At 68.3% G+C, this 24196-nt stretch carries 29 protein-coding genes; 5 read left to right on the plus strand and 24 right to left on the minus strand.

From position 1 onward, the window contains the following. A partial coding sequence (locus ACZ4TR_RS21960) for a tetratricopeptide repeat protein (protein ID WP_465288737.1) occupies positions 1 to 419 on the minus strand: 419 nt, incomplete at its 3' end. Continuing rightward, the gene (locus ACZ4TR_RS21965; RefSeq protein ID WP_465288738.1) at positions 412 to 975 is read right to left on the minus strand and encodes a hypothetical protein; all 564 of its coding nucleotides are present in this window, start codon (positions 973 to 975) and stop codon (positions 412 to 414) included. The genes ACZ4TR_RS21965 and ACZ4TR_RS21960, both read right to left, overlap by 8 nt. Positions 976 to 1444: 469 nt before the next feature. Here ACZ4TR_RS21965 and ACZ4TR_RS21970 point away from each other — a divergent pair, with 469 nt between their 5' ends. The 4 genes from ACZ4TR_RS21970 (at position 1445) to ACZ4TR_RS21985 (ending at position 5916) form a co-directional block, all read left to right on the plus strand. Continuing rightward, positions 1445 to 2479, plus strand: a complete 1035-nt coding sequence (locus ACZ4TR_RS21970; RefSeq protein WP_465288975.1) for a replication-relaxation family protein — start codon at positions 1445 to 1447, stop codon at positions 2477 to 2479. After that, the gene (locus ACZ4TR_RS21975) at positions 2476 to 3426 is read left to right on the plus strand and encodes a C40 family peptidase (RefSeq protein ID WP_465288739.1); all 951 of its coding nucleotides are present in this window, start codon (positions 2476 to 2478) and stop codon (positions 3424 to 3426) included. Before ACZ4TR_RS21970 ends, ACZ4TR_RS21975 begins: the two co-directional genes overlap by 4 nt. A 76-nt stretch (positions 3427 to 3502) precedes the next feature. Then, a complete protein-coding gene (locus ACZ4TR_RS21980; protein WP_465288740.1) occupies positions 3503 to 4666 on the plus strand; it encodes an ImmA/IrrE family metallo-endopeptidase in 1164 nt (387 codons plus the stop codon). Continuing rightward, positions 4663 to 5916: a hypothetical protein gene (locus ACZ4TR_RS21985; RefSeq protein WP_465288741.1), complete on the plus strand. Its 1254-nt coding sequence runs from the start codon at positions 4663 to 4665 to the stop codon at positions 5914 to 5916. The genes ACZ4TR_RS21980 and ACZ4TR_RS21985 overlap by 4 nt, the downstream gene beginning before the upstream one ends. Here the strand turns inward: ACZ4TR_RS21985 and ACZ4TR_RS21990 are convergent. The 22 genes from ACZ4TR_RS21990 to ACZ4TR_RS22095 form a co-directional block, all read right to left on the minus strand. Beyond that, positions 5879 to 6487, minus strand: coding sequence for a hypothetical protein (locus ACZ4TR_RS21990; RefSeq protein WP_465288742.1), 609 nt, complete (start codon positions 6485 to 6487; stop codon positions 5879 to 5881). The two genes, ACZ4TR_RS21985 and ACZ4TR_RS21990, sit on opposite strands and share 38 nt — an antisense overlap. A 35-nt stretch (positions 6488 to 6522) precedes the next feature. After that, positions 6523 to 6831: a hypothetical protein gene (locus ACZ4TR_RS21995; protein ID WP_465288743.1), complete on the minus strand. Its 309-nt coding sequence runs from the start codon at positions 6829 to 6831 to the stop codon at positions 6523 to 6525. A gap of 45 nt (positions 6832 to 6876) precedes the next feature. After that, a complete protein-coding gene (locus tag ACZ4TR_RS22000; RefSeq protein ID WP_465288744.1) occupies positions 6877 to 7722 on the minus strand; it encodes an N-6 DNA methylase in 846 nt (281 codons plus the stop codon). Between the two features lie 182 nt (positions 7723 to 7904). Continuing rightward, positions 7905 to 8207 (minus strand): hypothetical protein, encoded by a 303-nt coding sequence (locus ACZ4TR_RS22005; RefSeq protein WP_465288745.1) that lies wholly within the window; start codon positions 8205 to 8207, stop codon positions 7905 to 7907. After that, positions 8204 to 8632 (minus strand): hypothetical protein, encoded by a 429-nt coding sequence (locus ACZ4TR_RS22010; protein ID WP_465288746.1) that lies wholly within the window; start codon positions 8630 to 8632, stop codon positions 8204 to 8206. Before ACZ4TR_RS22010 ends, ACZ4TR_RS22005 begins: the two co-directional genes overlap by 4 nt. Positions 8633 to 8649: 17 nt before the next feature. Further along, entirely contained in the window at positions 8650 to 9504 is an 855-nt protein-coding gene (locus ACZ4TR_RS22015; RefSeq protein WP_465288747.1) for a hypothetical protein, read from the minus strand. A gap of 223 nt (positions 9505 to 9727) precedes the next feature. Then, complete coding sequence (locus tag ACZ4TR_RS22020) at positions 9728 to 10378, minus strand: hypothetical protein (protein ID WP_465288748.1); 651 nt, start codon at positions 10376 to 10378, stop codon at positions 9728 to 9730. Positions 10379 to 10446: 68 nt separating this feature from the next. Further along, entirely contained in the window at positions 10447 to 10956 is a 510-nt protein-coding gene (locus ACZ4TR_RS22025; RefSeq protein ID WP_465288749.1) for a hypothetical protein, read from the minus strand. Positions 10957 to 11048: 92 nt separating this feature from the next. Continuing rightward, positions 11049 to 11840, minus strand: coding sequence for a hypothetical protein (locus ACZ4TR_RS22030; protein WP_465288750.1), 792 nt, complete (start codon positions 11838 to 11840; stop codon positions 11049 to 11051). A gap of 522 nt (positions 11841 to 12362) precedes the next feature. Next, positions 12363 to 15023, minus strand: a complete 2661-nt coding sequence (locus tag ACZ4TR_RS22035) for a hypothetical protein (protein WP_465288751.1) — start codon at positions 15021 to 15023, stop codon at positions 12363 to 12365. After that, the gene (locus ACZ4TR_RS22040; protein WP_465288752.1) at positions 15020 to 15412 is read right to left on the minus strand and encodes a hypothetical protein; all 393 of its coding nucleotides are present in this window, start codon (positions 15410 to 15412) and stop codon (positions 15020 to 15022) included. The genes ACZ4TR_RS22035 and ACZ4TR_RS22040 overlap by 4 nt, the downstream gene beginning before the upstream one ends. 12 nt (positions 15413 to 15424) lie before the next feature. Then, positions 15425 to 15865, minus strand: coding sequence for a hypothetical protein (locus ACZ4TR_RS22045; protein ID WP_465288753.1), 441 nt, complete (start codon positions 15863 to 15865; stop codon positions 15425 to 15427). Further along, a complete protein-coding gene (locus ACZ4TR_RS22050; RefSeq protein ID WP_465288754.1) occupies positions 15862 to 16311 on the minus strand; it encodes a TadE/TadG family type IV pilus assembly protein in 450 nt (149 codons plus the stop codon). The genes ACZ4TR_RS22045 and ACZ4TR_RS22050 overlap by 4 nt, the downstream gene beginning before the upstream one ends. After that, complete coding sequence (locus tag ACZ4TR_RS22055) at positions 16308 to 16730, minus strand: TadE/TadG family type IV pilus assembly protein (protein ID WP_465288976.1); 423 nt, start codon at positions 16728 to 16730, stop codon at positions 16308 to 16310. The genes ACZ4TR_RS22050 and ACZ4TR_RS22055 overlap by 4 nt, the downstream gene beginning before the upstream one ends. 13 nt (positions 16731 to 16743) lie before the next feature. Beyond that, a complete protein-coding gene (locus ACZ4TR_RS22060) occupies positions 16744 to 16929 on the minus strand; it encodes a hypothetical protein (protein ID WP_103355629.1) in 186 nt (61 codons plus the stop codon). A 37-nt stretch (positions 16930 to 16966) separates the two neighbouring features. Further along, positions 16967 to 17860: a type II secretion system F family protein gene (locus tag ACZ4TR_RS22065; RefSeq protein WP_465288755.1), complete on the minus strand. Its 894-nt coding sequence runs from the start codon at positions 17858 to 17860 to the stop codon at positions 16967 to 16969. Further along, positions 17857 to 18762: a type II secretion system F family protein gene (locus ACZ4TR_RS22070; RefSeq protein ID WP_465288756.1), complete on the minus strand. Its 906-nt coding sequence runs from the start codon at positions 18760 to 18762 to the stop codon at positions 17857 to 17859. Before ACZ4TR_RS22070 ends, ACZ4TR_RS22065 begins: the two co-directional genes overlap by 4 nt. Continuing rightward, complete coding sequence (locus tag ACZ4TR_RS22075; protein ID WP_465288757.1) at positions 18759 to 20174, minus strand: CpaF family protein; 1416 nt, start codon at positions 20172 to 20174, stop codon at positions 18759 to 18761. The genes ACZ4TR_RS22070 and ACZ4TR_RS22075 overlap by 4 nt, the downstream gene beginning before the upstream one ends. Further along, positions 20171 to 21013 carry a chromosome partitioning protein gene (locus ACZ4TR_RS22080; protein ID WP_465288759.1) on the minus strand — a complete coding sequence of 281 codons (843 nt, stop codon included), beginning with the start codon at positions 21011 to 21013 and terminating at the stop codon, positions 20171 to 20173. Before ACZ4TR_RS22080 ends, ACZ4TR_RS22075 begins: the two co-directional genes overlap by 4 nt. Next, a complete protein-coding gene (locus tag ACZ4TR_RS22085; RefSeq protein WP_465288760.1) occupies positions 21013 to 21711 on the minus strand; it encodes an SAF domain-containing protein in 699 nt (232 codons plus the stop codon). The genes ACZ4TR_RS22080 and ACZ4TR_RS22085 overlap by 1 nt, the downstream gene beginning before the upstream one ends. Before the next feature lie 96 nt (positions 21712 to 21807). Next, the gene (locus tag ACZ4TR_RS22090) at positions 21808 to 22794 is read right to left on the minus strand and encodes a hypothetical protein (RefSeq protein WP_465288761.1); all 987 of its coding nucleotides are present in this window, start codon (positions 22792 to 22794) and stop codon (positions 21808 to 21810) included. Then, positions 22788 to 23147, minus strand: coding sequence for a hypothetical protein (locus tag ACZ4TR_RS22095; protein ID WP_395937537.1), 360 nt, complete (start codon positions 23145 to 23147; stop codon positions 22788 to 22790). Before ACZ4TR_RS22095 ends, ACZ4TR_RS22090 begins: the two co-directional genes overlap by 7 nt. A gap of 142 nt (positions 23148 to 23289) precedes the next feature. Here ACZ4TR_RS22095 and ACZ4TR_RS22100 point away from each other — a divergent pair, with 142 nt between their 5' ends. After that, entirely contained in the window at positions 23290 to 23982 is a 693-nt protein-coding gene (locus ACZ4TR_RS22100) for a prepilin peptidase (protein ID WP_465288762.1), read from the plus strand. The last annotated feature ends 214 nt before the right edge of the window (positions 23983 to 24196 follow it).

Below are 24196 nucleotides of genomic sequence, written 5' to 3' on the forward strand. Positions count from 1 at the left end.
TCAGGGTGCATCTCCGCGAGTCGACGACGAAGAACGACAGCCTCGCTCGCAGCCGCCAACGCCTCCTCATACCGACCCACCTCAGACAACACAGAGCTCAAATTACTAAGCAGTGTTGCGCGGTTGCGCTGGCCTCCGTCGGATTGGGTCGCGAGCGCCTCCTGATAGAGCTCAATGGCCCGAGTGAGGTCATCAAACGCACCACTTCGCGCAGCTCGGGATCGCAAGAAGGTTCCTAGATTGTTCAGCAAAGTGGTTCGGTCGCGCTGATCAGAGTCGGAAAGTGTCGCAAGCCCATGCTCGTACAGACCAATGGCACGGTTCAAATCGTCGACCGAACCACTCGTCGCGAAGCGCCGCCACAAGGCGTCAGCCGCATCGAACCCCTTCGACTGGCCAGATTCGACAGGGTCACTCATTGGGAGTTCCATCCTCAATAATCTGACTTGCCATTTCTCGGTCAAATACGTCTATAGGTCCCACCCGAGATTGCCACCGAATAAAGACTCGTGGTTCAACGTGATTCGTATTCGAACCCGCACCCGCACCCGCACCTAGTTGATCGTCCTCGCTTGAGACGGGTTTTTCGTCTATTCCGCTGGTTGCGACCGAAACACTCAACATCGTCGCCCCATCGGCCGCGGACGCTTCTCCCCTGAGCCCCTTTTCGGCCGCCAGCCACAGTTGATGAATATCCAACATCACCGTCTCGACGTCACCTGGCGAAACAGACCAATGAAGCAGCTGCGATATCAGACACGCAACCTTCGACCAGCGAGACCTATTCCCGAGCAAAATACTTCTGACAGCCTCATGACTGACAGTGTCGGTCAGGTCGTCCCGATCCTTGATCGCCTTACTGATAGTACGAGTTCCAGGTAGCCCAGCTTTCTCGTACAGATCATGGATAGCCCGAGTCAGCTCCCGCTGACACCCGGGAGGGAGCACCTCTTCGTTGGGCATGATCACCGCCACGCCGTGCTCCTCACCTCCAGGTGTCAAGAAGTGTCAAGGCCCGTCAGATCCAGCCTGGCGCGCGGCAGCGCGCTTGAGCAGTTTACGTCAACCATCGCCACGACTCGCCCGACCTCGACTTTGGCATCTTCGCAGGTCAGACGATGGCGCGGACAGCAGGTTGACGAACTGGAGACACGATGAAGATGCTACTGACGATCTTGGTTCTGCTCGGAGTCCTGATCGTACTCGCCATGGTTGCGCCTGAAGCCGTGAACAGCGTGATCGAACTCCTTCGAGCGCTGCAGCACGTGCGGTGACCCGAGTTGGCGTCTGCCGCCTCCCCGCCGATCGGCAGCGAGGCGGCAGTCACGCTCTGCGAATGCCCGATCGTCGCTGAACCAGGCGCTCAGATCGGTGTAAACGCCTCGTTTAGCGGCCCGAAAGTCGAATTGATTCATCAACCCGCCCAATCAAGGAGATGCGTACTATGCCGTCAAATCCCACCGCTCAGCGGGCGTTGCGCGGACACATGCCGCAGCGCCCCACCCCACGAGCGGCCACCACCGGGGAGCACCACGCCCAGCTCGTTGGCCGACTGACCGAGCGGGACCGGTGGCTGGCACGGATGCTCTACGAACACAAGGTCTTCACAACCCAGCAGATCGTCGAGCTCTGCTATCCGAGCATGCGCGCGGCCAATCACCGGTTGCTCGACCTCTTCAAGTGGCGGGTTGTCGACCGGTTCCAGCCGTTCGTCACAACCGGCACCGCCCCGATGCACTACGTGCTCGACATCGCCGGCGCGGTCGCTCTCGCCTACGAAGACGGCCTCGATCCGAAGTCGATCGGCTACCGGCACGAAGACGCGATCGGGATCGCGCACTCCCTGCGTCTGGCCCACACGGTCGGCGTCAACGGCTTCTTCACCGCTCTGGTCGCGCTAGGCCGGCGTCCCGGGGCGCGAAGGTCGCTGACCGCGTGGTGGTCCGAGCTGCGGTGCGGACGCCTGTTCGGCGACATGGTGCGCCCCGACGCCTACGGCCGGTGGCGCGAAGACGACCGTCAGCTCGAGTTCTTCCTCGAGTTCGACTTCGGCACCGAAGACCTCGGCAAGCTCAGCCGCAAGCTCTACGGCTACGAGAAGCTCGCCGCCGCGACCGGTATCACCACCCCGGTCCTCATCTGGCTGCCCACCCATCGGCGCGAGACGTCCGCCCGCCGAGCGCTCGCCGACTGCCTGTCCCAGCTCGACCGGCCCAGGCTCGTGCCGCTGGCCACCACCACCGCGGACGCAGCCGGCGACCCCGCCGCCACCCGATGGCTGCCGATCGCCGGATCGGCAACGCATCACCCCGGCCGGTTGCAGCTCGTCGAGCTCGCCCAGCTCTGGCCCCAACCTGATCTGCCCGGCGACGTGCCGGCGTCAGGCACGGTCCCGGCCCAGCCGGGTCCAGCGGCCCTGACCGCTCCGGATCCGTTCCCACCCGCCTCGCACGCCAGCCGCTTCCGGAGGCGCCCATGAAGTTCGCCTACACCGCGGTCGTGGTCGTCATCATCCTCATCGGCGGCATCGGGCAAGGCGTCGTGAAGGCCGTGTTCGGCAGCAGCGGCACCGAGCCGAGCCAGGAGGCCATCGCCGACATCCCCGGCGACTACCTCAGCCTCTACCGAGCGGCAGCTGCCGCGTGTCCCGGGTTGGACTGGTCGATCCTCGCGGCAATCGGCAAGGTCGAGAGCGACCACGGCCGCAGCAAACTGATCGGCATCGCGGAGGGAACCGAGAACTCGTTCGGCGCCCGCGGGCCGATGCAGTTCCTCCAGTCCACGTTCGACGGAGTCGTCGCCCGGCATCCACTACCGCCGGGCGGCAAGACCCCGCAGTCGCCGTGGGACAAGCACGACGCGATCTACGCGGCGGCGTACTACCTGTGCGAGTCCGGCGCGCCCAACGACATCCGCAAGGCGCTGTTCGCCTACAACCACGCGGACTGGTACGTCGACGAAGTCCTCGACCAGGCCGAGAGGTACAGCAAGGCCGCAGTCGGCACCGGCCGTTGCGACAACATCCAGGCTCCGAACGCCGCCACCGCAACGGCGATCAACTTCGCCTGCGGACAGCTCGGGCTGCCGTACCTCTGGGGCGGCAACGGCCCGTTGAACGGCGACAGCGGCTTCGACTGTTCGGGCCTCACCAAAGCGGCTTACGGGGCGGCCGACATCGGCTTGCCGCGCACGGCCCGCACCCAGTACGCCGCCGGCCCGCTGGTGCCCGGCGGCCAGCCGCTGCTCCCAGGCGACCTCCTGTTCTACGGCACGCGGGGCAACGTCCACCACGTCGGCATCTACATCGGGGCCGGGAGGATGGTGCACGCTCCAACGTTCGGCGAGCCGGTGCAGGTCAGCTCGTACCGCTGGAACGGCGACGACTACCTGGCGGCGAGCCGGCCGGCCGGCAACGTCCGGTCCTGAGGTCGTTCGGCCTACCCGGACGCATGTTGCGCAGAATATTTTGAGGTGATAATTTGAGGCAACAGAGGAGGTGACCATGGAGTCAGCCGACACGGACGCGGCGCAGCCGCGGATGCTCGTCATCGCCCGCGAGTCGCGGGGTATGACGCAGGGACGGCTGGCCGAGGTCATGCAAGAGCTGGACGGCCCCGGCAGCAAGGTCAGCCAGGGGTACGTCAGCCGCGCTGAAGCCGGGCGCTTGGCCGTGACGGGTGATCGCCTGGCGCTCTACGCTCAGGCCCTCGGGTACCCCGTCCCGCTGCTCTGCGTGGGCACCCAGGAGGTCGGGGCGGGGGTCGGCCTGGTGCACCACCGGAAGAAGCAGGCTGCCTCGGCCGGTGACCTGAAACGCATCCACGCCCTGCTCAATCTGACGCGCATCCAGCTACGGGCCTTGCTGGCCGGCGCCCCCAAGCGCGAGGCTACGGGGATTCCGCAGGTCTCTGTCGACGAGCTGACTACCGCGGCGGACGCCGCCAAGCAGGTACGCGCTAAGTGGGACGCAGCCGGGGGGCCGCTGGAGTCCGTCGTGACGATGGCGGAGGACCTCGGCGCCTGGGTGACCTGCCGTCGCCTGGTCGCGCCGGTCCCCTTGGACTCCGGAGCGGAGAGCGTGCCGGTGGACGCGGTCAGCTGCGCCCCGGCCGGCGAGGACCCGCTAGTCCTGCTCAACTCGGGCACGCCGGCCGAGCGACAGCGGTTCACGCTGGCGCACGAACTGGGGCACATGGTCATGCACCAGGTGCCGCATCCCGAGCAGGAAAAACAGGCGAACGCCTTCGCCGCCGAACTGCTGATGCCCCGCCGCCAGATCCGCGCCGAGCTGTCGAGCGGTGCGCTGAGCGTTCCACGGCTCCTCGACTTGAAAGCTCGGTGGAAAGTCTCGATGTGGGCGTTGCTCCGCCGCGCACACACGCTCGGCATCATCAGCGACTGGCAGTACCGCACCCTCGCGGTCGAGATGTCGAGCCTCGGCTACCGCACCAGCGAACCCGGCACGTTCGACGCCGAGACCCCGACCGCCGTGACCTCGATGATCAGCCAGCAGCTGGAGCAGGGCCGCGAAATTCCCGAGCTGGCGTCCGTGGCGTACTTGAGCCAGAACGAGTTCGTCGACCTGTACCTGAGCTGCCCCGTCCCGCCGCCGACCGGCGCAGCTCACCGTCCTATCTCCTCGACCGTGAGTGAGGCAGCGCGATGACCGACGATGCCAGCCCGCCCGACTACCTGCCCGAGCCGCGCCCGACGAGCGACAAGGTGGCCGAGCGGGAAGCGGCGCTTCAGGAACTGGCCGACCAGTCCGCGCCGGCAGTACCGCCCGGAGCAGCCAGCGTCTTGACGGACCGGGTGCTGCTGCACACCAGCTGGGACACCGGACGCAAGCTGCTACCTGTCCTCCCGGAGCACGTCGGCGGCCTCGTGCTGAAGGGCACCGGCGCCGCTACTGGGATCAAGCACCTAAGCAAAGCCGGATTCGATCGGCCCATCGCCTACGATCCCGAAGGCTACGAAGTCGCCGCGGCGACCGAGGACGATCCGTTCGTGCTCCGACCGGCCGACGGCGGGCTGTTCGGGCTGACACTGGAGCAGGAACTTCAACGCCAGCGCGACTTCGGGGCGTGTGTGGCACTCACGCCCACCGGATATCTGCACGCTGGCGACAGCGACGCGTTGCGCGCGGCCGTTCGTGCGGCCGGCCGGATCGACCGCGACGACGTGGTGTTCAGCGTCCCGTTGGACGTCGGCTGGTTCCAGCCCGAGCACATCGACCACCTCATCGCGGTTCTGGCTCTGCTCGAGCTGCCCAAGGCCGTCTTCATCGGCGGCCAGTTCGACCCGATGGAGCGCTACAAGGACGCCGTGGCCAACCTGCGGCGGGTGGTCGCCGAGGCCGGCCACGTCGCGGTGCTGCGTACCGATCTGACCGGATTCGACGTGATGAGCCACGGTGCTTTCGCCACGTCGATCGGTTCGGGCGGCGGCTTACGGCACATGATCCCGCTTGGGCAGTTTCGCCGGTCCAACAAGAACGACGAGTCCCCCAGCGTGCTGTTCGGCGACCTGATGACCTTCTTCAAGGGCTCTACCCTGCAGGAGAAGTTCGCCGACAGCCAGGCACCGGTCTGCGACTGCGCGTCCTGCGACGGCCGGGAGCTGGACACCTTCCTCACCAAGGACGACAGCGTCGCCGCGCACCGCCACAGCCTCTGCACCTGGGCGGCCTGGATCACCGGCCTTCACGCCTGCCGCACCCTCGCCGACCGGGCAACCTGGTGGCGCACCCAGTGTGTGGACGCCGTGGCGAACGCCGAGATCGTCAACACCCGGATCAACCAGCCCGAAGCCTTCAAGCCCCCGGAGACTTTGCGGGCGTGGGCGGAACTCCCGTCCTGGCTTTCGGCGATCCACCCGGTCACCCGCCGGCCGCGTGCTCCTCGCCAGTCGCCGTGAGCTGCTGGTAGATCTCCTCGGCGAACCACCATTGCGCCGAGGAGTGCCGACGGCGAACGTACCGTTCCGGCTCGGCCAGCATCCGCAGCTTGCCAGAGGAGAACACGCAAATCCCGATACCGTAGAACCCCGCCTGCACTTGTGCATCGTCCAGGTCGGACGGTGCCGCAGGCAGCAACATGGCCCGTGCGCAGAACGGCGCGAACCGGCCCGCCTTCACGAGGCCTTCGCGCCACGTCCGGGCCGCCACCACGGCGAACCGCACTGACACCGGCGCTACCGCGAGGCGGACAATGTGGCTGCCGTCGCTTTCGACCGCTCCACGCGGCGCACGCTGAAGCAGCTTCCGCTCTCGCTCGTTCAGCTCGGCGATTGCGACCGGCAGACCGGTCGGCAAGCTCCACAGTGCGTCCAGGACGCCTCTGTGCGTAATCGGACCGAGCCCAGCCGTCGTCCGCCGTGTGAGCTCCGTCTCATCTCGTCGATAGGCCACGCCCGCCGCAGCGCCGAACATCCGGACCGCAGCGCTCGGACATCGCACCAGCTCATCGGCCACCGGCGAAGCGGTCATCGCGGCACGGACCGCTTCAGCGACTCCTGCGCGGCTCACGACACCTCCACCAAGTCCCGGGCAAGAGGTCCAACATAGTCCCAAAAGCGGCTCTCACGCCTCCGGTACCAACATCGGCGGTCCCCGGCTACCCGGCCCAGCCTGTCCACCAAACCGACGTTCATCAGGCTTCGGATCGGCCCGTAGTACACGCTCGCAGGCGCGTTCCGGACCTCGGACAGCTCCGACAGGTTCACGCCTTCGTCTCCTGCCTCCGCCAGCGCGACCAGCAACTCCAGGCGGTGCTTGTTGCCGAACACCGCAGCCGACACGCGACGGTCCGGAGCGCGCTCTGTCTTAACCACGAGCGAACTATAGTGATTCGCGAATCACGATTCAACGAGTAGCGTTCAGAGTGACCTCAGGAAGGACAACACCACCCGGTCGCGCTCGAGGTCACGACCCAGTCGACGGAGTTCCTCCCGCTGCGCCAGCGCCACCTCCGGCCAGCCCGGCTCGAGAGTGTTGCCCGTGCGGAACACGATGTCGGTTCCGAGGTTCCAGATCATGCTGTTCACGGTGGCGCAGGCCACGGCGAGCGAGTCGACGTCGCACCCGATCCAGCGGATCGTGCGCGGGTCTCGGCCCCGCTCGCGCATGACCTCCGCCGCCGCGCGGAACATGCCGGCGGTCCCCATCATCGGGTCCGTCACGTTGCTGCACTCCCGGACGTCGGACATGCCGGCGAGGAGCTTTGTCACCGACGCGGGCGTGTAGAACTGACCGCGAGCCTTGAGAGCCGACTTGGGACGAAGAACCGTCAGGACGGTGCCGAGCAGGTCGACGTCGAACCGCCGTTCCGTGCCGGTGAGGTGCGTTTGCCCGGCACGCAGCGCGGCCTGCGCGACGGCCAGCGCGTGGCCACGCACGTCCCGGTCAGGGTCATCGAAGATCCACGCGATCATCGGATGAAGAAGATGCGTGATTTCGGTGCGGTGGCGGATGACCGATGACCACGTGTGCCGGGCGAAGTCGTGGAAGGTGTCGGCGTCCCAGCTGAGCACCGATTCGCTGACGTTGTGCCCGCACGAATCTTTCTCCGGCAAGGCGGCAAGCGTGGCAACAACTGAAACCGGGATATCAAGCAGGCCGGTTCCATAGGTTAGGCGCCAAGCGGACTCAACCGCCGTGGCGATCTTATATGCAAATTGCCCGGTATCGACAGGAATGGAAATTGCACGACGGGATGAAGACACGAAAGTTCCCTCCAGCTATCAGAGGCACGGCACGGCGTCACACCGCAGTTAGGAGCCGTGCGCTAGACTGCAGGCTCGCGCACCCTTCTGGGGTGTGCGGTGTTGGAGCCCGGCGGGTGGTTGCCGCGCCTCTTCGGAGGTGTTCACCCGCCGGGCGCTACTAATAGATTCGGAATCGGACTTCAGCGGTCCCAGTTGTGCCGCTCGAGATGCGTCACATCGGTCTTTGCCGCCGCGGCAATAGCGTCGGGCCAGCGAAGCCCTTTTGCTTCGTAATGCTGCACCGCGTCGGCCAAGGCTTCGGCCCGCGGAGTGAGTCGCCAGCCGAGCGAGCGGAACAGCGTGACCGCCCTGGTCTCCCGCGTGCAGGTCGCGGTGACGGCGTCCACGCGCAGATTTGCGGCCACGTGACCGAGCAGCGTCGCCGGGTATCCGTCGAGGAATAGCGGTGTGCCGGGCGGCGACCAGCCGGGCAACGGCGTCATCTCGGGTGGGTGCTGACGCCCGACGTGGCGAGCCACGGCCAGCAGGCCATGTCGCCGAGCGTCTGGTCGTCCTCGGCGTTGTCGATCTGGTGCGCCAGGATGGCCGCGGCTCGGATGGCGTCACCCCACGTCCAGGACGCTTCGAACTCCTCCGAGAGCCGCGCCAGGCGAGCTGCCTTCTCGGTGAGCCGGAATCCGAACGCTGGATAGCCGGCCGAGGCCCCGGTGAAGCCGTCGAGGTATTCGGGGGTAGCCCCGAGGTCCTGCAGGACGTGGCCGTGCAGGCCGAGCGGATCGTGGTCGTCGAAGGCGGTTGCGGTTGACGTGCCGGCGGGCGGATGGGTACGCCGTTGCGCCCCGGCGTGGTTGGTGACGTAGCGAAGGCGGCCGTAGAGCTCGGCGCAGCCCAGGATTGAAGGAGTCATAGCGCGCCCCGGCCGATTCACGCGACCGCGGGAATGCCGTGCGCAGCAGCCAGATCCTCGAGAGTCGCCACGGGTGGAGCTGCCGCGTGGCCAAGCCGGTCCAGGATCCGATCTGCGACGCGGAGCACGCACTCCGCCGAAGTGCGTGCCGTCTCGCGATCGGCCGCCCAACCGGCGACGTAGGGCACGGAGTACGCCAACGTGTCCATGCCGCAGACCGCGGCGACGATGCACGCCACCGACTCGGCCTCGACCTCGAGCACATGCCGTGGCGTGGTGGCCAAGCGGGTTTCGTGGTCGCACAGGATGTGCGCCAGCTCGTGCGTCAGCGTCTTCGCGGCCTGCGCGGCTTCGACGTCGTCGCGCACGGTCACGCGTCGCTCGGAGAAGACGGTTCGGCCGAAGGCGCCGCCGCAGTCTCCGCGCTCGACGGTGAAGCCGCATGCGCCGATCTGGGCGGCGACCCCGTCCCACAGGCCGCGTGGCGCGTCACCGCACAGCGCGATCGGTTCCGGCGGGGACGGCTGCGCGGCCCGCGGATCCCCCTGCAGCTGGGAGACGTCGACGACCGGCACGAGCATGAAACCCGACAACGCGGGTGCCTTGTCCGGATCCGTCTCGGAGCCTTCGGCCGGTTTGGCGTTCTCGTCTTCGGTCGTCCTGCGGAAGCACGGCTTCCAGATTTTGATCTTGTGCGTGCCCTTGCGCATGAAGCCGTAGCCTTCGCGCTTCCACTCCGAGAGCGGCCGAACATCGGTGGCTTCGGGGCACTGCTGCAGGATCATGATCAGGTTGTTGAGGCTGTAGCGGCGCAGCCAGGCGCGTGAGGTGATCAGCTGCTGCCAGCCGTCGGCGGTCATCAGCTTGTCCACGCCCTCCAGCAGCTGGTCGCGGGCGGCCGCGAGGCGTTCGGCGCGTTCTTCGGGCGAAACCGTGCGCCGGGCCTTCGTTGCGGTCCTGGACGGTCGACGGGGTGTGCGCGTCATGACGGATCCCTTCGGACGGGTGTCGTGCGGTGTTGGTGGTTCGGTGGTGTGCCGGGGTTGCCGTCCCGGAACACCACGGCTGTGCGTGGTTCTCGTTGGTCGCGAGCTGTCAGCTTTCGGCGCGTTCCCACTCGAAGTCGGCGCCGATCGCATACCGGCCGTCCGCCTCTCGGACGACTTGCGTCGGCACGTATCCGTCCTGGATCGCGGCGAGCGGGTCAAGGAGCATGATCGTGCTGTCCTCCCAGTACGCCACCGTGGCGCCCGGGTACTGCCGCCCGCAGGCGTTGAGCCAGGCGACTACGACGACCGCAACGTCGGGGCGGAAGCGCGGGGTCCCGGACCGGCTCCAGCCGGACAGGGGGTCCACCTGGGCCGGGAAGCCGGGATCGCTGCCGGTGGCGTTGATCTTGACCAGGACTTCGCCCGCGTCGGGCGCGAGCAAGTAAGCACCGGCGAGCAACGCTTGCTCGGCGGCGACGTCGGCGGCTGGTGTGGTCAGGTGCCATTCCCACGCACCGGCGCCGATCGGGTAGCGGCAATCGGCGCCCGGTTCGATGCGTTCCGCGCGATCGGCCGCGGTTTCGGTGATGGCGACTGCCTCGCCGTCGAATGCGGCGGCGATGGCACCGTGGCAGTCGGTCAGCCAGGCCACCACGGCTTCAGCCGCCGCGCGGCTGAAGCGCGGCCGAGCGAACCCGTTCCAACGCTCGTCCTCGATCACGGCCGGGAAGACGGCGCCGGAGTCGGCCACGGTCACGTAGACCTCGCCCGGCTGGGCGCCGTCGCCTGCTGGTGCGGTGTTCATTCGTGAACCTCCGTAGGCGTTCAGGCGGCGGGAGGAACCGAGTGCAGACGCCGAGTCGGCGCGTAGGTGCCGACGACGTGAGTTCCTTCGTGCAGCACCGTCAAGGCGACGTGCGGCATCGGCTCTCCGGCGTACGGGGTGTGCATGATCAGCCGTCCGGCGAGATCGCCTTCGGCGTCGTCCGGCACGCGCCGGATGGTGAAGGCGAAGGCGCCGCGCGGGTCACCGACCGAGATGGACACCGTGACCGAATCTTCGGATTCGTCGGTGTGCACGGCCGCACTGTTGCACCAGGACAGCGGGATCCGCTCGGGATCGTGCGGGCCCTCGCCGTCGTCCGGGTCGGTGTCGGCCGTCGGCTCGAAGTCGGCACACGCGGTGTCGCCCGACGTCGATTCGTAGCCGTCCGAAGTCTCGGTCAACTCCTCCCCGCACGCCCGGCACCGATGCGTCGGAGCCGAGTCCGTGTCGAACTGCAACGTGATCGATTCGGCGACGTCGTCGGACAACCCGATCGGGGTTCCGTCCACAGAGAGCACAGCAAACATCGCAGCCTCACAAGGAAGTAGGGGTGAGCACACAGCTCACGAAGACGCGGGACCGCCCGCGCAACGGCGAAAGATCAGAAGATGGAGAAGCCGACGCGACCGGTAGCGCACGCCGGGCACGCGACGGTGCCGGTTCCGTCGTCGATCTCGGCGGCGTCGTCGAAGTCCCAGGCGTCGGCGTCGCAGTCGTCGGACCGGAAGTGCCAGGATCCCGACTCCGCCGACCAGCGCGTCCCGCACGATCCGCACCCGGCAAGACAGGTTGACGCGCCGAACCCTTCGATTTCGAACAGGGAGCACAGCAAGTCGTCGCTATCCCCTGAGATGCCGGCGACGCCGACCAGGGCCGCCGTGAAGTCGCCCGTCTCGCCGACCAGGTACCACCCGGCCGGGACGGTGTAGGCGCGTTCGCTGATCTCCCACCGGTCGGCGTACGCGTGCCCGTACCGGATCGCTCGGCTGTCGGCTTCCCCGGAAAAGCGGTAGTCGACGCCGACCAGCGCGAAGGGCCGGACGACGTGCACGGCCGTCACTGTGCGTCCCTCGGACAGGTAGGTCTGGCCCGCGTCTTCCTGCAGCACGTCGCGCGTTTCGACGTACCCGGCAGCCTGCAGCTCACCCAGCACGCCGGACACGGACCGGTCGGCGACGTCGGGATACTTGGGCGTGTCCGGCCGGAAGTCCGCAACTTCGATACGCGCGTACGGCTCAACGGCGTACACGCACTCCGCGTACGTGGCGAACTTCAGCGCATCGTGGAGCCGTCGGCCCCAAGGATGGTCGGAGCTGCCCACCAGGGCTTGAATGGTGTCCGCCGCGTCGACGGTAAGGGAAAATTGGGACACGCACGCCTCAAGCATGGTCATCACTGAGCCTTCAGTCAGGTGAGCGGTGTTGGTTAGCGAACCGGAGAGTTTGGGGTTGCCGTCCCGTTCTCTCCTACAATCCATTTTAGGTCCGAGCCACAGAAAATCAAGACCTCCAACGGGTTATTTCCCGACAATTATGCGCCCCCTCGCAGGCCCGTCGGGTTAGACCAAGAGGCCAATAGATGGAAGCAAACACGCAGGTCAGCGCGCCACCGAAACATGGACGAGCAAATACAAGAATGAACAAAATAGCAAGACAAATAGAGCGCGAGAGGTGAAGACGAGAAGACGTGCGAAAGGATTTTGTTCGAATGAATTCGGTAGCACGTCAACGAAGCTGTCGGCGGCGCGCCCCTCCCGACTGTTCACATGCCTGCCGGCATCCGAGTCGGGCGTCACATCGGTAGGCACCATAAGCGTTCCGACCTGGCGCTTCATATGCTGACGGGGGCTACCGCTCTAACAGGCACCGCGAGAAGACCGTTGCAAGGACCTTGCGGAGGTAGCTCCCTCCGCCGGTCAACTAGCCGCTGCACTGCCGGCGGCATCGTTCCATCGCGCGCTGCCTCGACGCTGGAGGAAATCGGCGAGATTGAGAGTCTCGGCGCTCACCTGCTGGTCGATCTCGACGAGCGTCGTGCTCAGAAGCGCGACGGTCCGCGGAATAGCCGCGTACTGGCCCAACCGTGCCTGCATACGAATGATATCGCGGTAGACGCCTTCGTTGTACTGGTCGAACTTGCGAGCTCGTTCAAGCAGAACCAGTGCGGTCTCCGGGGAAATGTCGCCGTCGGCGCGGATAAGCGCGCCGAGCGCGTCCAAGACGTCTCGGCGGACGGATTCCCGGAAGGGTTCGATCCATTGGGCGAGCAGATCCTCGGCGAGGTCGCCGCGGTACAGCTCGACCGCGTCGCGGAGGCCGGCACTGCCGTGCTCGTCCGGTGGGCGCTGCGCCTGCAGAACGCGCTGCAGCTGCCAGAAGTCGACGTCGAGGAGTTCGTCGCTGAGCCGGTAGCGACCGTCCTCGTTGAGGACGAGGTTGCCCGTCTGGCCGTCGGTGGCGTCGGCGAGGGCGCGCCGCAACGTCGAGAGGGTGTTGTGGAATGAGTTGTACGGCCGCGGCGGGCGGCTGTCGGGCCAGACGGCCTCGTTGAGTACCTCGCGCCGGACTCCCTGGGGATGCAGCGCGAGGAAGACGAGGACTTCGCGCTGTTTCGGCGTGAACGCACCGCCCAGCTCGCGATCGCCTGCTTCATTCCGTACGGCGAGTTGGACTCGGCCCAGCACACGCAGGAACAGCCGGGTCTGCTTGGTACCGACCGGCGGTTCCTTGCGGGCCGGCGGCTGGTTGTCCTCGGCGTGCTGCACCTCCTGCTCGAGCGAGCTGCTCGCCTCGACCTCCGTTGATCGCTGCTCGGGAACCGGTTCCCGAGCCTGTTCGGCGGCGCTCTCTGCAGCTCGGAGTACTTCGAGGAGAGAGGTGGCGTCGGCTGCCGGAACGTTGAACAGGCGCGTACCGGTGAGGACGTCGTCGATCCCGGGACTGGTCGCGCTGACGGTGCCGTCCTGGCGGACGAGCAGCGTCGCGCCGGGACGCCATTGGCCGAGGAGCACGCCGGCCAGGCCGAGGATCGAGCCGTTGTCGAGGACGGCTTGCAGGCGACGATCAGCGTGGGATGCCGGCCTGGCGAGCAGTACGAGCGAAGGTACGACGGGCCGAGCTTCGGTCTCCTCGATCGCGTGGCGAGTGCGAGTCAGCAGGGCCGCCTCCATCTCGTCGAGCGCGGCGTCGAGCGTCGCGACGACGTGAACGCTGCTTGGCAGGTCCTCAACGGCGATGCCGTGAAAAACCAGACGCAGGTCGTCGGCGGGCACAATCACGCCGACTCCGTTGCCAGGCTGATGCTCGGCGAGCAGGTGCAGGAGCAGCGCGCGAGCGGCCGCGGTCGCTCCGGAGCCGGCGAGGCCAAGCCCGCGGGTGCTGGCGAGGCTCAGGGCCAGTTCGCGACGTTCTCGGACGCCGATCTTCGCGGGCACCTGGTCCAGCTCGCCGCCGAGTTCTGACTCCCCCGGTGAGGCCAGGTCGACGAGCTCGGCAACTTCACCAGGCTGCAGGTCGCCGTCGTCGTGCGCGGCGCAGAGGGCACGGACCACGGGAGCGATCGGGCGCTGGAGGTCAGCACGGTCGCCGCTTCCGATCCGATAGCGCCGCCGACGCCACATCCTGGTAGACACCACGGCCGCGGCGATCGCTCCGGCCAGGCCGAGACTGACGAACACGCCCGTCACCAGGTCCACCGCAGGCTCGGGACGGTCTTCCCGGTGCTCCCCCGACGCGGTTGGTTCCGGAGCCGACTGGGTGGGCGTCATCGGCGCCGTGGTCGCGGGAGGTGGTGGCTGTCGGGGCACTGACGGATGCTCCTGGTTGGGCGCCGGGATGTACGCGGTGATCTTCCAGCCGGGCCGCACGAGGTCGGGCTTCGTCAGCGCGCGTCCGTCGGGCTGCTCCACGCCGCGGTTCAGCTGAAAGAGCTCAGGCCAACGGCTGCCGCCACCAGGACCGTAGAGGCGCTCGGCGACGCGCCACAGGCTGTCGTGGACCCCGTCGTGTGGGAGCCGGACTTCCTCGGTGACCTGGACCATGCCGGCCGGAGCCGGCGCGGCGGGATCGATCACCGCGCTGGTCGCCTGTGGTGCCGGACCTGGAGGTAGCGATGCGACGGCGGCGACCGGCCGGACGCCGACGGTGGGCGCCGCGGTGATCGACGGCAGCGCCGAGTACGCGCTCCGGCTGCCGATCAGGGTCAGCACGATGGTCCCGACGAGGACCGCAGCGACCCCGCGCAGCGGGCCGGGCCAGCGACCAGGCCACGTTATTCCGCGCGCCGCGTCGACGGAGCAGCGAAGGACGTCCAGGACGAAGAAGAACCAGACGACCCAGCACACCACCGCCAAGGTGTTCAGCAGGAAGCGGACGCTCATCGGGTTGAGCAGGGTCGCCTGGATCTCGTCCCAGGTCGGCAGCTGGTCCGGTAGCGGCCAGCCTACGAAGCGCACCAGAGCCCAAGGCAGGCCCGCCACCAGGCCGGCCAGGGCGCCGGACGCGAGCAGTCCGCGGACACACTGGAGTGCCGCGGCGAACACCCGCGTCCGGCGCGAGAGGGGCGGTTGCGAGGTCACGGCACCGGTACGGGAACCCGTGTGGACGCATCGGCGGCCGACATCCGCGTCCCGGCGACCGTCGGCGGCGCGCTCGGACTGCTTTTCGGGGTAGGCGCGCTCGCGGTCTGCCGTTTACGCCTGGTCCGGGTAGTCTTGCGGCCGTCGCGCCACTGGGCGAGGTCAGCGGCCGAGACGTCGGTGAACTTGGCCAGCTCGTCAACGCCGATGACGTCGCTCGCTCCGACGAGGACGTCTCCAAGCTGCCGGTCGATCTCGCCGAGCTTGTCGGCCACTTCAGTCCGTTGCCGCACGAGCTCACCGACGCGCCGCGCGGCTTCCGTCCTCTTCGCGCTGCGGGCTGCGTCAGCTTCCTCGACGCGACGTTCGATCTCTTCGGTTGTCACCATTTTCTTGTCCTCTCATGGAAGTACGCCGGAGATTCCGTGCTGTGGTTCAGCTTGTCCGGCTCCTGTTACGGTGATCGAGGCGATGCTGACGAGCCCGAGCAGCTGGGTGGGCTGGTCGATGGTGACGGTTACGGCGACCTTATTGCCGGTGACCGACACGCTGCCGGTGTGCCCCGCGGCGGCGAGGTAACTCCGGGCCGCGGCGCCAGCCCGCTGCGGGACCAAGCGCAGCGAGCCGTCGGCGCGGTACGCAGCCAGATCGATCTCCTGAGCGCCGGCCCGCGCGGCCTCCTGCGCCTCGCCGATAGCGCGGACCTTGGCGGCCAGTGCCAGCCCGCCATCGAGCACGAGGCCGGCGAAGAGGAGGGCCGCGAGCGCGATGGTGACGACGAAGGCGGTTACCCGGCCTTCTTCATCGTCGCGCAGCCGACGTAGCACTGCGATCGACCTCATGCCGTACCTCCCGACGTGCCGCGCCAGACGTCGACTGGCGAGGAGAAGGTGGACGCGAACGTCCGGCTGCCGGGCACGCCGAGCGAGGTCAGGTCGCCTAGTCCGACGCTGCACGTCACGGTGACGGTCACCGTGGCCCCAGGTTTGAGGCCCTGGGTTTCGGCGGACACCGACAGCGACTGGCATGCGATCCCGGCCGAGCGCAAGGCCGCGCTGGCGGTGGCCTGGGCGTTGGCGGTGGCTTGCGATGGACTGCGGGCCAGAGTGGCGGCGCGGGCGGCCTGGTGGGCGACGTCGTTGATTCGCAGCTTGGTATCGGCCAGCCGGCCGCAGAAGACGACGAACAGCAAGAGCAGGATCAGCAGCGGGGTCAGGAGGGTGAGCTCGGCCGCGGCGGACCCCCGGTCGTCCCGCCGTAGCCCAAGGAGGCTGCGGGCCGCGGTCATGGTGTCACCGCCCCGGCTCCACTCGGCGGGGTGAATTTCTCCACTGGCCCAACGGCTTCTGCGTGGACCGCGAAGGTTGCGAACGGGATCAGGCTGGTTACATTTCCGGTGACCGTCACGGATACCTGGACAGCTCCACGCTGGACGTTCACCGAGGTCTCCCGCAACGGTCCGTTGCCCAGTTGCATGAGGACTCGTTGTCCCTCGGTGTCACCCGTGGCTGAGCTGCCGCCGGAGATTCGTGCCGCGGACAGCGCCTGGGACGCAGCGGCTTGAGCAATGTGGACGGCGTGCATGTACAGCGCGAATTGAGCGATGAGCAGAACCAGCAGCAATAGCAGCGGGGTGGCGATGACGAGCTCGGCCGTGCCGGCGCCGCGCTCATCCGTGCGAAGTCGGCGCAGTACGTTTCGAGGCATCGTGGTCACCGGCCTAGAGGGTGATGCCGTTGGCCTTCTCGGTCACCTTGGCGACGATGATTGCGACCACCGCAATCGCCAGGAGGACCAAGGCAGCGGTCACCACGACGGCTTCGGTTGAGTAGCCGCCTTCGTCATGACGGAGCTGTTCCAGCTCGGCACGGACGCGGGCGATCAGAATCTGAACTTCGTTCAACATCAGCTTCTCCTTGAAGGTACGACAGTCTGAAGTGGACTCATAAGCCGGCCAGCACGCTGGCAAGGGCGGGATACCCGATGAAGACGAGGAAGCCGATGAACAGCATCACCACGGGCAGGCTCATCCGTTCGGTCGCTGCCTGGGCATCGCCTTCGGCATCGGTGAGTTCGCGAGTACGTAGAGCTGCGGCCTTGGCCGCGAGGCTCGCGCGGACGCGGGCGCCTTCGGTACCCGCGAGGCTGACCGACGCTGCGAGCTCGGAGAGCTGATGCACGTCGAGTTCGCCACCAAGCTGACCGAGGGTGGCCCACGGCGTGGTGCGGGTCAGCTTGGCTGTAACCAGGGCGCGACGAAGTTGCTGGAACGCCCAGCCCTTGCCAATCCCAACCGCGTCCGACAGCGCGCCGTCGACACCGGCGCCGCCGGCCAGCAGGACCCGGATGAGATTCAGGTAGGCCGACAACGCGTGCCGGAAGGTGGAGCGGCGCCGCTCGGCTTCCTTTCGGACGCGGATGTCCGGGAGCAGGAATCCGCCGAGCCCGAAGAGGAGACCGGCGACCGCGGGAACTTCCCAGGCGAGGCCGACGTCGGCCACGACGAGCAGCACCTGCATCACGGTCGGCAGCAGCAACCCCGCCAGCGCCAGCGACGCCTTCTCGGCCAAGTGGTGCTCGATGCCCTTACCGGTGACCGCGAGGTCGTTGCGTAGCTTGCTGTTGGGCAACCCGAGAGCAGCCAGCGGCTTGACGAACGGACGGCCCACCCGCAGCGCCCAGCCGTCGGACTCGGCGGTGAGGATCGGCGGCGGCGCTGGCGCCGCGTGCAGCCGGTCGACCAGGGCCCGCAGCGGCGGCCGCGGCGGGAACACGTAGACCACGAGCGCCCACAAGCCGACGCCGAGCCCGGCTCCCCAGAGCAACGCCTCGATCATGACGACGCTCCCTTCCCGGTGAGCAGGTCATCGACATCGGCGTCGTGCTGGCGGATCGCGCTCAGCTCGGTCAGGAACCTCTCGGGATCACGCTGGCGCACGATCCGCCCGAGCCAGGTGAAGGCGACCGTGAACAGCAGGCCGACGAGCAGCAGCATGACCTGCCCGAACGCGGAGTCGTAGGGAGCGAGGTAACCGCGGTTGAGCAGCACCAACCCGACCGCGAAGACCAACGTGGTGATCACGACGACCCGCACACTGGTCCGGGTGCGAGCACGGCCGGCCTCAACCCGCATGCGCATCGACGCCTGTTCACGGGCCTCGCCGGCCAGTTCGCCGAGCAGGTCGGCCAGTTGCCGGGCCTGGTGCTCGGCGGCCAGGACGAGTGCAGAGATCACCAGATCGGCGGTCGGGTCGCGGAGCTGGTCGGCGAGGTGTCGCAGGGACGGCGCGAGGCGGTCGCCGCGTTCCAGCCGGACGGCCAGCTCGGTGATCTCCTCGCGGATCGCCTCCGGACAGGCCGGGGCGGTGGCGAGGATGGCCTGCTCCAGTCCGGCCGCGGCCACGAGGGTGTCGCGAAGCATCTCCGTCCACCCGGCGATGGCTTCGATGCGTTCGAGCTGGTGGTCGACGTTCGAGCCGAGGATCCGCGGCAGGCCGGCCACCGCAACCACGGCCAGGATGCCGCCGACCACCCAGCCGGTGACCACGCCGACCGCCAAGCCGGCGAGCACGGCGACGACGAGCAGGCCGACCTGCTTGCGGTCGTGCCGTGCGGTCAGCCAGGTGCTCAGCCGCGACGGCGTCACCACACGCGCGGGCCGACCGCGAAAACCGATGGCGATAAGCAGGGCCCCGACGGCGACACCGCCTCCGAGCACGCCCAGTAAGACGATGGTCATGGCGTCCACCAGCCTTCGCGCCGCTCGAACAAGTCCGGGTCATAGCCCGCTTCGACCAGTAGGTCGACGGTGTCGGTGCGCAGAGGTGCGCCGGGCACCGCGCGCAGATCCGGGCCGGGCCGCCAGACCTCGTTGCTGATGATCTGGGCGCGGTCGGCACCGACGACTTCGCGGATCGAGGAGACGACGCGCTTGCTGGGGTCGTCTCGGGGCTTCTCCAGGTGCACGACGAAGTGCAGCGCAGCGGCGACCAGCAGGTTGGTGGCTTCCATCGGCAGCCGCTCTGGGCCTTGCACCGCGTAGGCGGCGAGCTTGGTGAACGCGCCCTGGCTGCTGGAGGAGTGCAGAGTGCCCATGCTGCCGTCGTTGCCCATGGACATCGCGTTGGTCAGTGGGATGACCTCGCGGCCGCGGACTTCGCCGACGATGACCCGGTCCGGGCTCATCCGCAGGGACTGCCACACGAGGTCTGACAGCGAGATCTCGCCCTGGCCCTCGATGTTCGCCTCGCGGGCCTGCAGCGCGACGACGTCCGGGTGGACGTCGGCGTCCTCGCCGAGGCCGAGCTCGAAGACGTCCTCGATCGTCACCAGGCGCTCCCACGGCGGGATGGCCGAGGCCAGGCCGCGCAGCATGGTGGTCTTGCCGATCGCCGTGCCGCCGGTGACGAGGATGTTGCGCTTCGCCTTCACGAGGGCTTTCAGGAAGCTCTCCAGGGCGACGTCGATCGTCCCGTTCTTGCGTAGGTCGGCCAGGGTGACCTTGGTGAACCGGTGCCGGCGGATCGACACCGACGGCCGTGCGGTCACCGCCATGACCGCCGAGACGCGCTCGCCGCCGGGTAGCTGGAAGTTCACGATCGGGCTGCCGCGGTCGAAGCGTCGCTCTTCCACGCCGGAACGGGTCGCCAGGTCGCGGATGAGCTCGATCAGCTCGGTGTCGGAACCGACCACCGGAGGCAAACGCTTGCGACCGCCGTCGGCGCGTTTGACGAAGACACGGTCGCCGTTGATGTTGATGTTCTCGATGTCGGTGTCGGCGAGCAGCGGTTCCAGGCCGGCCAGGCCGAAGACCTCGTCGAGGACCTGGCGGATCACGCGCTGCTCGACCTCGGGAGCCACGAGCATCCCGCCAGCCGCGGAGTTGCGTAGCTCGGCCTGTGCGTGCGCTTCGGCCGCGTCGGTCAGGATGGCCTCGGCCAGGCAACGGCGTGCCGGTGCGTCCATCGGCGGCCGGCCGGCGGACTCGTCGGCCCGGACGCGGTGGCTGAGCTGGCTGGACAGCTCGTCACGCAGGTGCTGCCGCAGCCGTTCCACCGCCGCGGTCTCACCAGCAGGCCGGTGTGGAAGGTCTGTCGGTCCTGGCGCGTGCGAGCGGCCGTTGACCGGCGCGGCCAGGTCGGGGCGCGTCATGGCGTTGCCCCGTTCCGGATGTGCGGGCCGACCCGCTGCGGGGGTACGCCTGGGACCGACTCGCTGACAACCGCCAGCCGCAGGTGCGGTGGCCGGCTTCCCTCGGTGATGGTCGGCTGGTGCCCGTGCGCGTGAAGGTTCAGCGCGATCGCTGCCGCGGCCCGACCAAGCGCGGACTTGCCCGCCCCGCGCCGGCTCGTGCCTTGGCCGCTGAACATCGCCGCGCCCTTGGTGTCGGCAGGCACCCGGCCCATCACCGGGATCCGCAGCGTCTGCGAGACCTCCGCAGTCGGGTAGCCGTCGCCCACCAGGACGAGGCACGGTCGGGGTGACCACTGCTGGGCGGCCTGCAGTTTGAGCGCGACGTGCGCGAGCTCGTCGTCGTGCGGGCGCGCGAGCAGCAGCATCGCGTCCGCACCGCGGATTATCGGCAGCGTGGGCGAACCGGGATCGACCCGGCCGCAGTCGGCGATGACCACGGTGTCCGGCTGGTCGGCCGCGCGACGCAGCGGCGACGAGACTCCGGAGGCCAGCACGGCGAGCGCTGCACGAGCTTGTTCGGCGCCGACCGGGCCAGGCACGACACGCAGGCCGCCCGGCAGGGGCTGGGTGTGCTGGAGTAGCAGGTTCGGGTCGGCACCTCCGCGGCCTCGGGCCGCTGCGGCCAAGCTGACCAGGCCCGGTGTGTCGGACAGCCGGAAGCGGGCCATCAGGTCACCGCCGGCCGGGTCGGTTTCGACGACGACCGGACTCTGCTGGGCCAGCCAGCAGGCACCGAGCGCGGTCGCCAGGGTGGTAGCACCGGGCGAGCCTTTGAGGGAGCAGACGGCGATCAGCATCAGCGTCCTCCCCCGGCAATAGCGACGAGGCTGAGCTGGCCCGCCGGGGCCGAAGCCAACGCGCGAGCGTCCGATTCGGCCAGCTGCAAGGAGACCACGGTGATCTGCTCGGTCTCCCGGGCAGCGACGGCGGCCACCACCGCGGTCCATGACGACGTCTGGCTGACCGGCGTTCCGACAGCCGGGCTTTGCGTCGGCATAGCGAGGACCGCCACTGTGGTTCCGGGCGACAGGTCGGGCGGAAACTGCCCCGGCTTGAGCCCCACCGCCGCGACACCCTTGCCGGGCGCAGGAATCTGAGGAACGCCGAGGACCGAGCGGGTCACCAGCGAGCCGACGGGCAGGCTGAATGCCACCGGCCGGCCGACCACTGTGGATGCTGCCGACGCGGGCAGCACATCCATTCCGGAGTCCACCGCCATGCTGACCTGCTTGAGATCCTGAACCTCGAGAAGCTGGCCCACGGCAACGGCACGGGCCAGCGCGACGACGCTTTCGCGGTCGCCGAGCTGCATCCCGGCGAACACGCCTCCGGCAGAGCAAACGGCGACCAGCAGGACGCCGAGCAGCAGGTGGGGCACGCTGCGGCGCCGGCCTCCACCACTCAGGCGTGCGGGCGTCTTGCTATCACGGCTCGCCCACGAGTTCAGCGACGCGGGTTTCACGTCCGGGCTGGTTGAACTTGCGGTAGTGGTCACCACCGACCTCCTCAAGGCATGACGCCATCGCGACGCGTCGACTCGGGTGTTCGACGGGCCTTTTCTCAACGGGGGTTGTGTTGTGCGTGCCGGACCTCAGCCAGTCGCGATTCCCTGGCTCTCCGCCACTCGGAACGCCGCCGAGGCCGAGGTCGTCATGTTCGGGAACGTGCCGCCCGTGCCTGCGCCCGACCACGTCACGGTCCAGTTCACCGTGGCGGTCACCGGGAACGCGTCCGAGCGCTGGCCGGCCGAGGACGTCTTGTATGTGTAGCCGCAGTCCGGCGAGGCGCTCTTCGGGTCACCGCCTCCGGGAAACGGCGAGCCGGGGCCGGTGCAGGTCACCGAGCCACCTTCGCCCATCGACCAGGTCACCGAGGTCGGCTTGGCGACCGCGGTCACCGAGACCCCCGGCACCGACGCAGTGGCCGAGACGTCACCCCAGCTGCTCCGGTCCAGCCACAGCCAGGTCGGCAAGGTGACCAGCTGGTCGCCGGCCGGATTCGCTTTGATCTTCGGCGCGGGCAGACGCAGCTGGTTCCGCGCCTGCGCGGCGAGCTCAGCAGGCGATGGCAGCGGCGCCGGACCTGGTTCACCGTCCGCGATCCAGACGGGTGGCCGGTACAGCGTGTCCCGGAAGCCGGCCCCAGTGCACTTGTAGACGTACCAGGCGCCGGACGGTGGCTGCGCGCCCGCCAGTCGCCGATAGACAGCAGGCACCGCCGTGGCCGGTCCATTCCTCGGTGGGACATGGAACGCTGCCGGCTGAGCGCTTCCAGGTGGCGGTCCCTGGTATCCGCTGCGCTCGTAGCCGCACTGGGCGAGATTGCCGCCGCCGATGATCGTGTCGCCGCCGGGATCCGAAGGGCCGCCGGAGTTGTGGTGCCCTGGGCCTCCGGGCTTGTTCGGCTGGTTGCCGTGGTCACCACCCTGCTGGCCGCCCTTGCCCGCTCCGAGTTCGCAGCCGGGGTTCGGGTACTGGCTGCAGTCGGTGTAGCCGTAGCCGTCGGCGAGCGCGGGCGCGGCCCCGATCACGACGATGGCCGCCGCCAGCACGGCCGCGGGCGCTGCTCGATTCAGCATGTCCCCACCCCCTCCACCGCGAACCTGGTGACCTTCCACGAGCCGTCCGCCTGCTTCTTGACCTCCGCGGTGATCGCGCGATGCCCGCCCGGCGAGTCGGTGAAAGGGGAACCGTCCTTCTTGTACTTCAGCCAGTTCGTGCTGTCCCCGCAGTCGGAGATCATGATCGTCGTGGGCTTGCTCGGCGGCTTCTCCTCGGTGACCTTCGGGCTCGTCACCGGCGCTCCCTTCGACACCACGCCGTTGAGGTGGTCGGTGTAGAGGCTGCGGTTGATCACGCCGAGCGCGTCACCGGTCGCGTACTTCGCCACTTCGGGTGATTGCCAGTCCGCCGTCTCACCGGCCTTTGCCATCGCTCGCCACATGCCGACGTAGGCATCGGTCGCCAGCTGGGGCGCAGGAGTCGGCTGCGGAACCGAGGTCGAGCTGGTCGCCGGTGGGTTCGAGGCAGAGGCTGACGGTGCGGAAGAACCGCCGCCGGAGCACGCGCTGAGCGTGAGCGCGGCGAAGCCCAACAAGATCGCGTGGGTTGACACCTTCGTCCATGATGGACGAACCGCACCTGACGGAGTCGACATCATTCCGCTACCCCTGTTCATCCTGACCGGCATCACGGCCGCCGTCGCGGTCGTGATGGGTGGCGCGCTCGTGGTCCGTTCTCCCCGCCGGCAGGTAGCGGCGCAGCTGGTGATCGCGGCCGCACTCGTCGGCGCGCTCACCTGGCGCGTTCACGACGTGGCGCCGTTCGCGATTTCCGCGAGCGTGGCGGCGTTCGGCGTGCCACTCGCCTTCGCCGACGCGCGACACCGTCGCCTGCCGAACCTGCTTGTTCTCGGACTCGCCGGTTCGGTCGGCGCCGCGGTCGTCACGACCGCCGTCTTCAACCGCGAGGCCGGTTCGCTGGCTCGGGCCGTCGTCGGCGCGGCCGTGACCGCCGCGTTCTTCCTCGCCGTGTACTTCATGGCGCCCGGCCAGCTCGGTGGCGGGGACGTGAAGCTGGCCGTTCCTCTCGGCGCGGCACTTGCGTGGTTCGGCTGGCAAACGCTCGTTCTCGGCAGTCTGCTGCCCTGGCTGGCCGCCGCGATCGCGGTGACGATCATGCGTCTCGGTCGGCGTCGGACCGCGATCCCGATGGGGCCGTTCCTGATCGCCGGCACGCTGGCCGCCATGCTCCTCGCGAACGGGTAGCCGACTGATCGGCTCAAGCGAACAAGTCGTCATCGCAGCTTCCCTCCCGCTGTAGGTCGCGGTGACCGGCCGGCCTTCTCGCCAGACACGGCCGGCCACCGTCCCCTTCGATTCCTCTTCCGTTCCCAGGCGCCGGAGCCCGGGTGACTTCCGGTTTAGCGGCCTGACCTCGGCTGAGTGCAAGGTAAGTCGGCGGGTGAGTCTGGACTCAGTC

It is taken from the genome of Amycolatopsis sp. NPDC028719, from assembly GCF_055565395.1.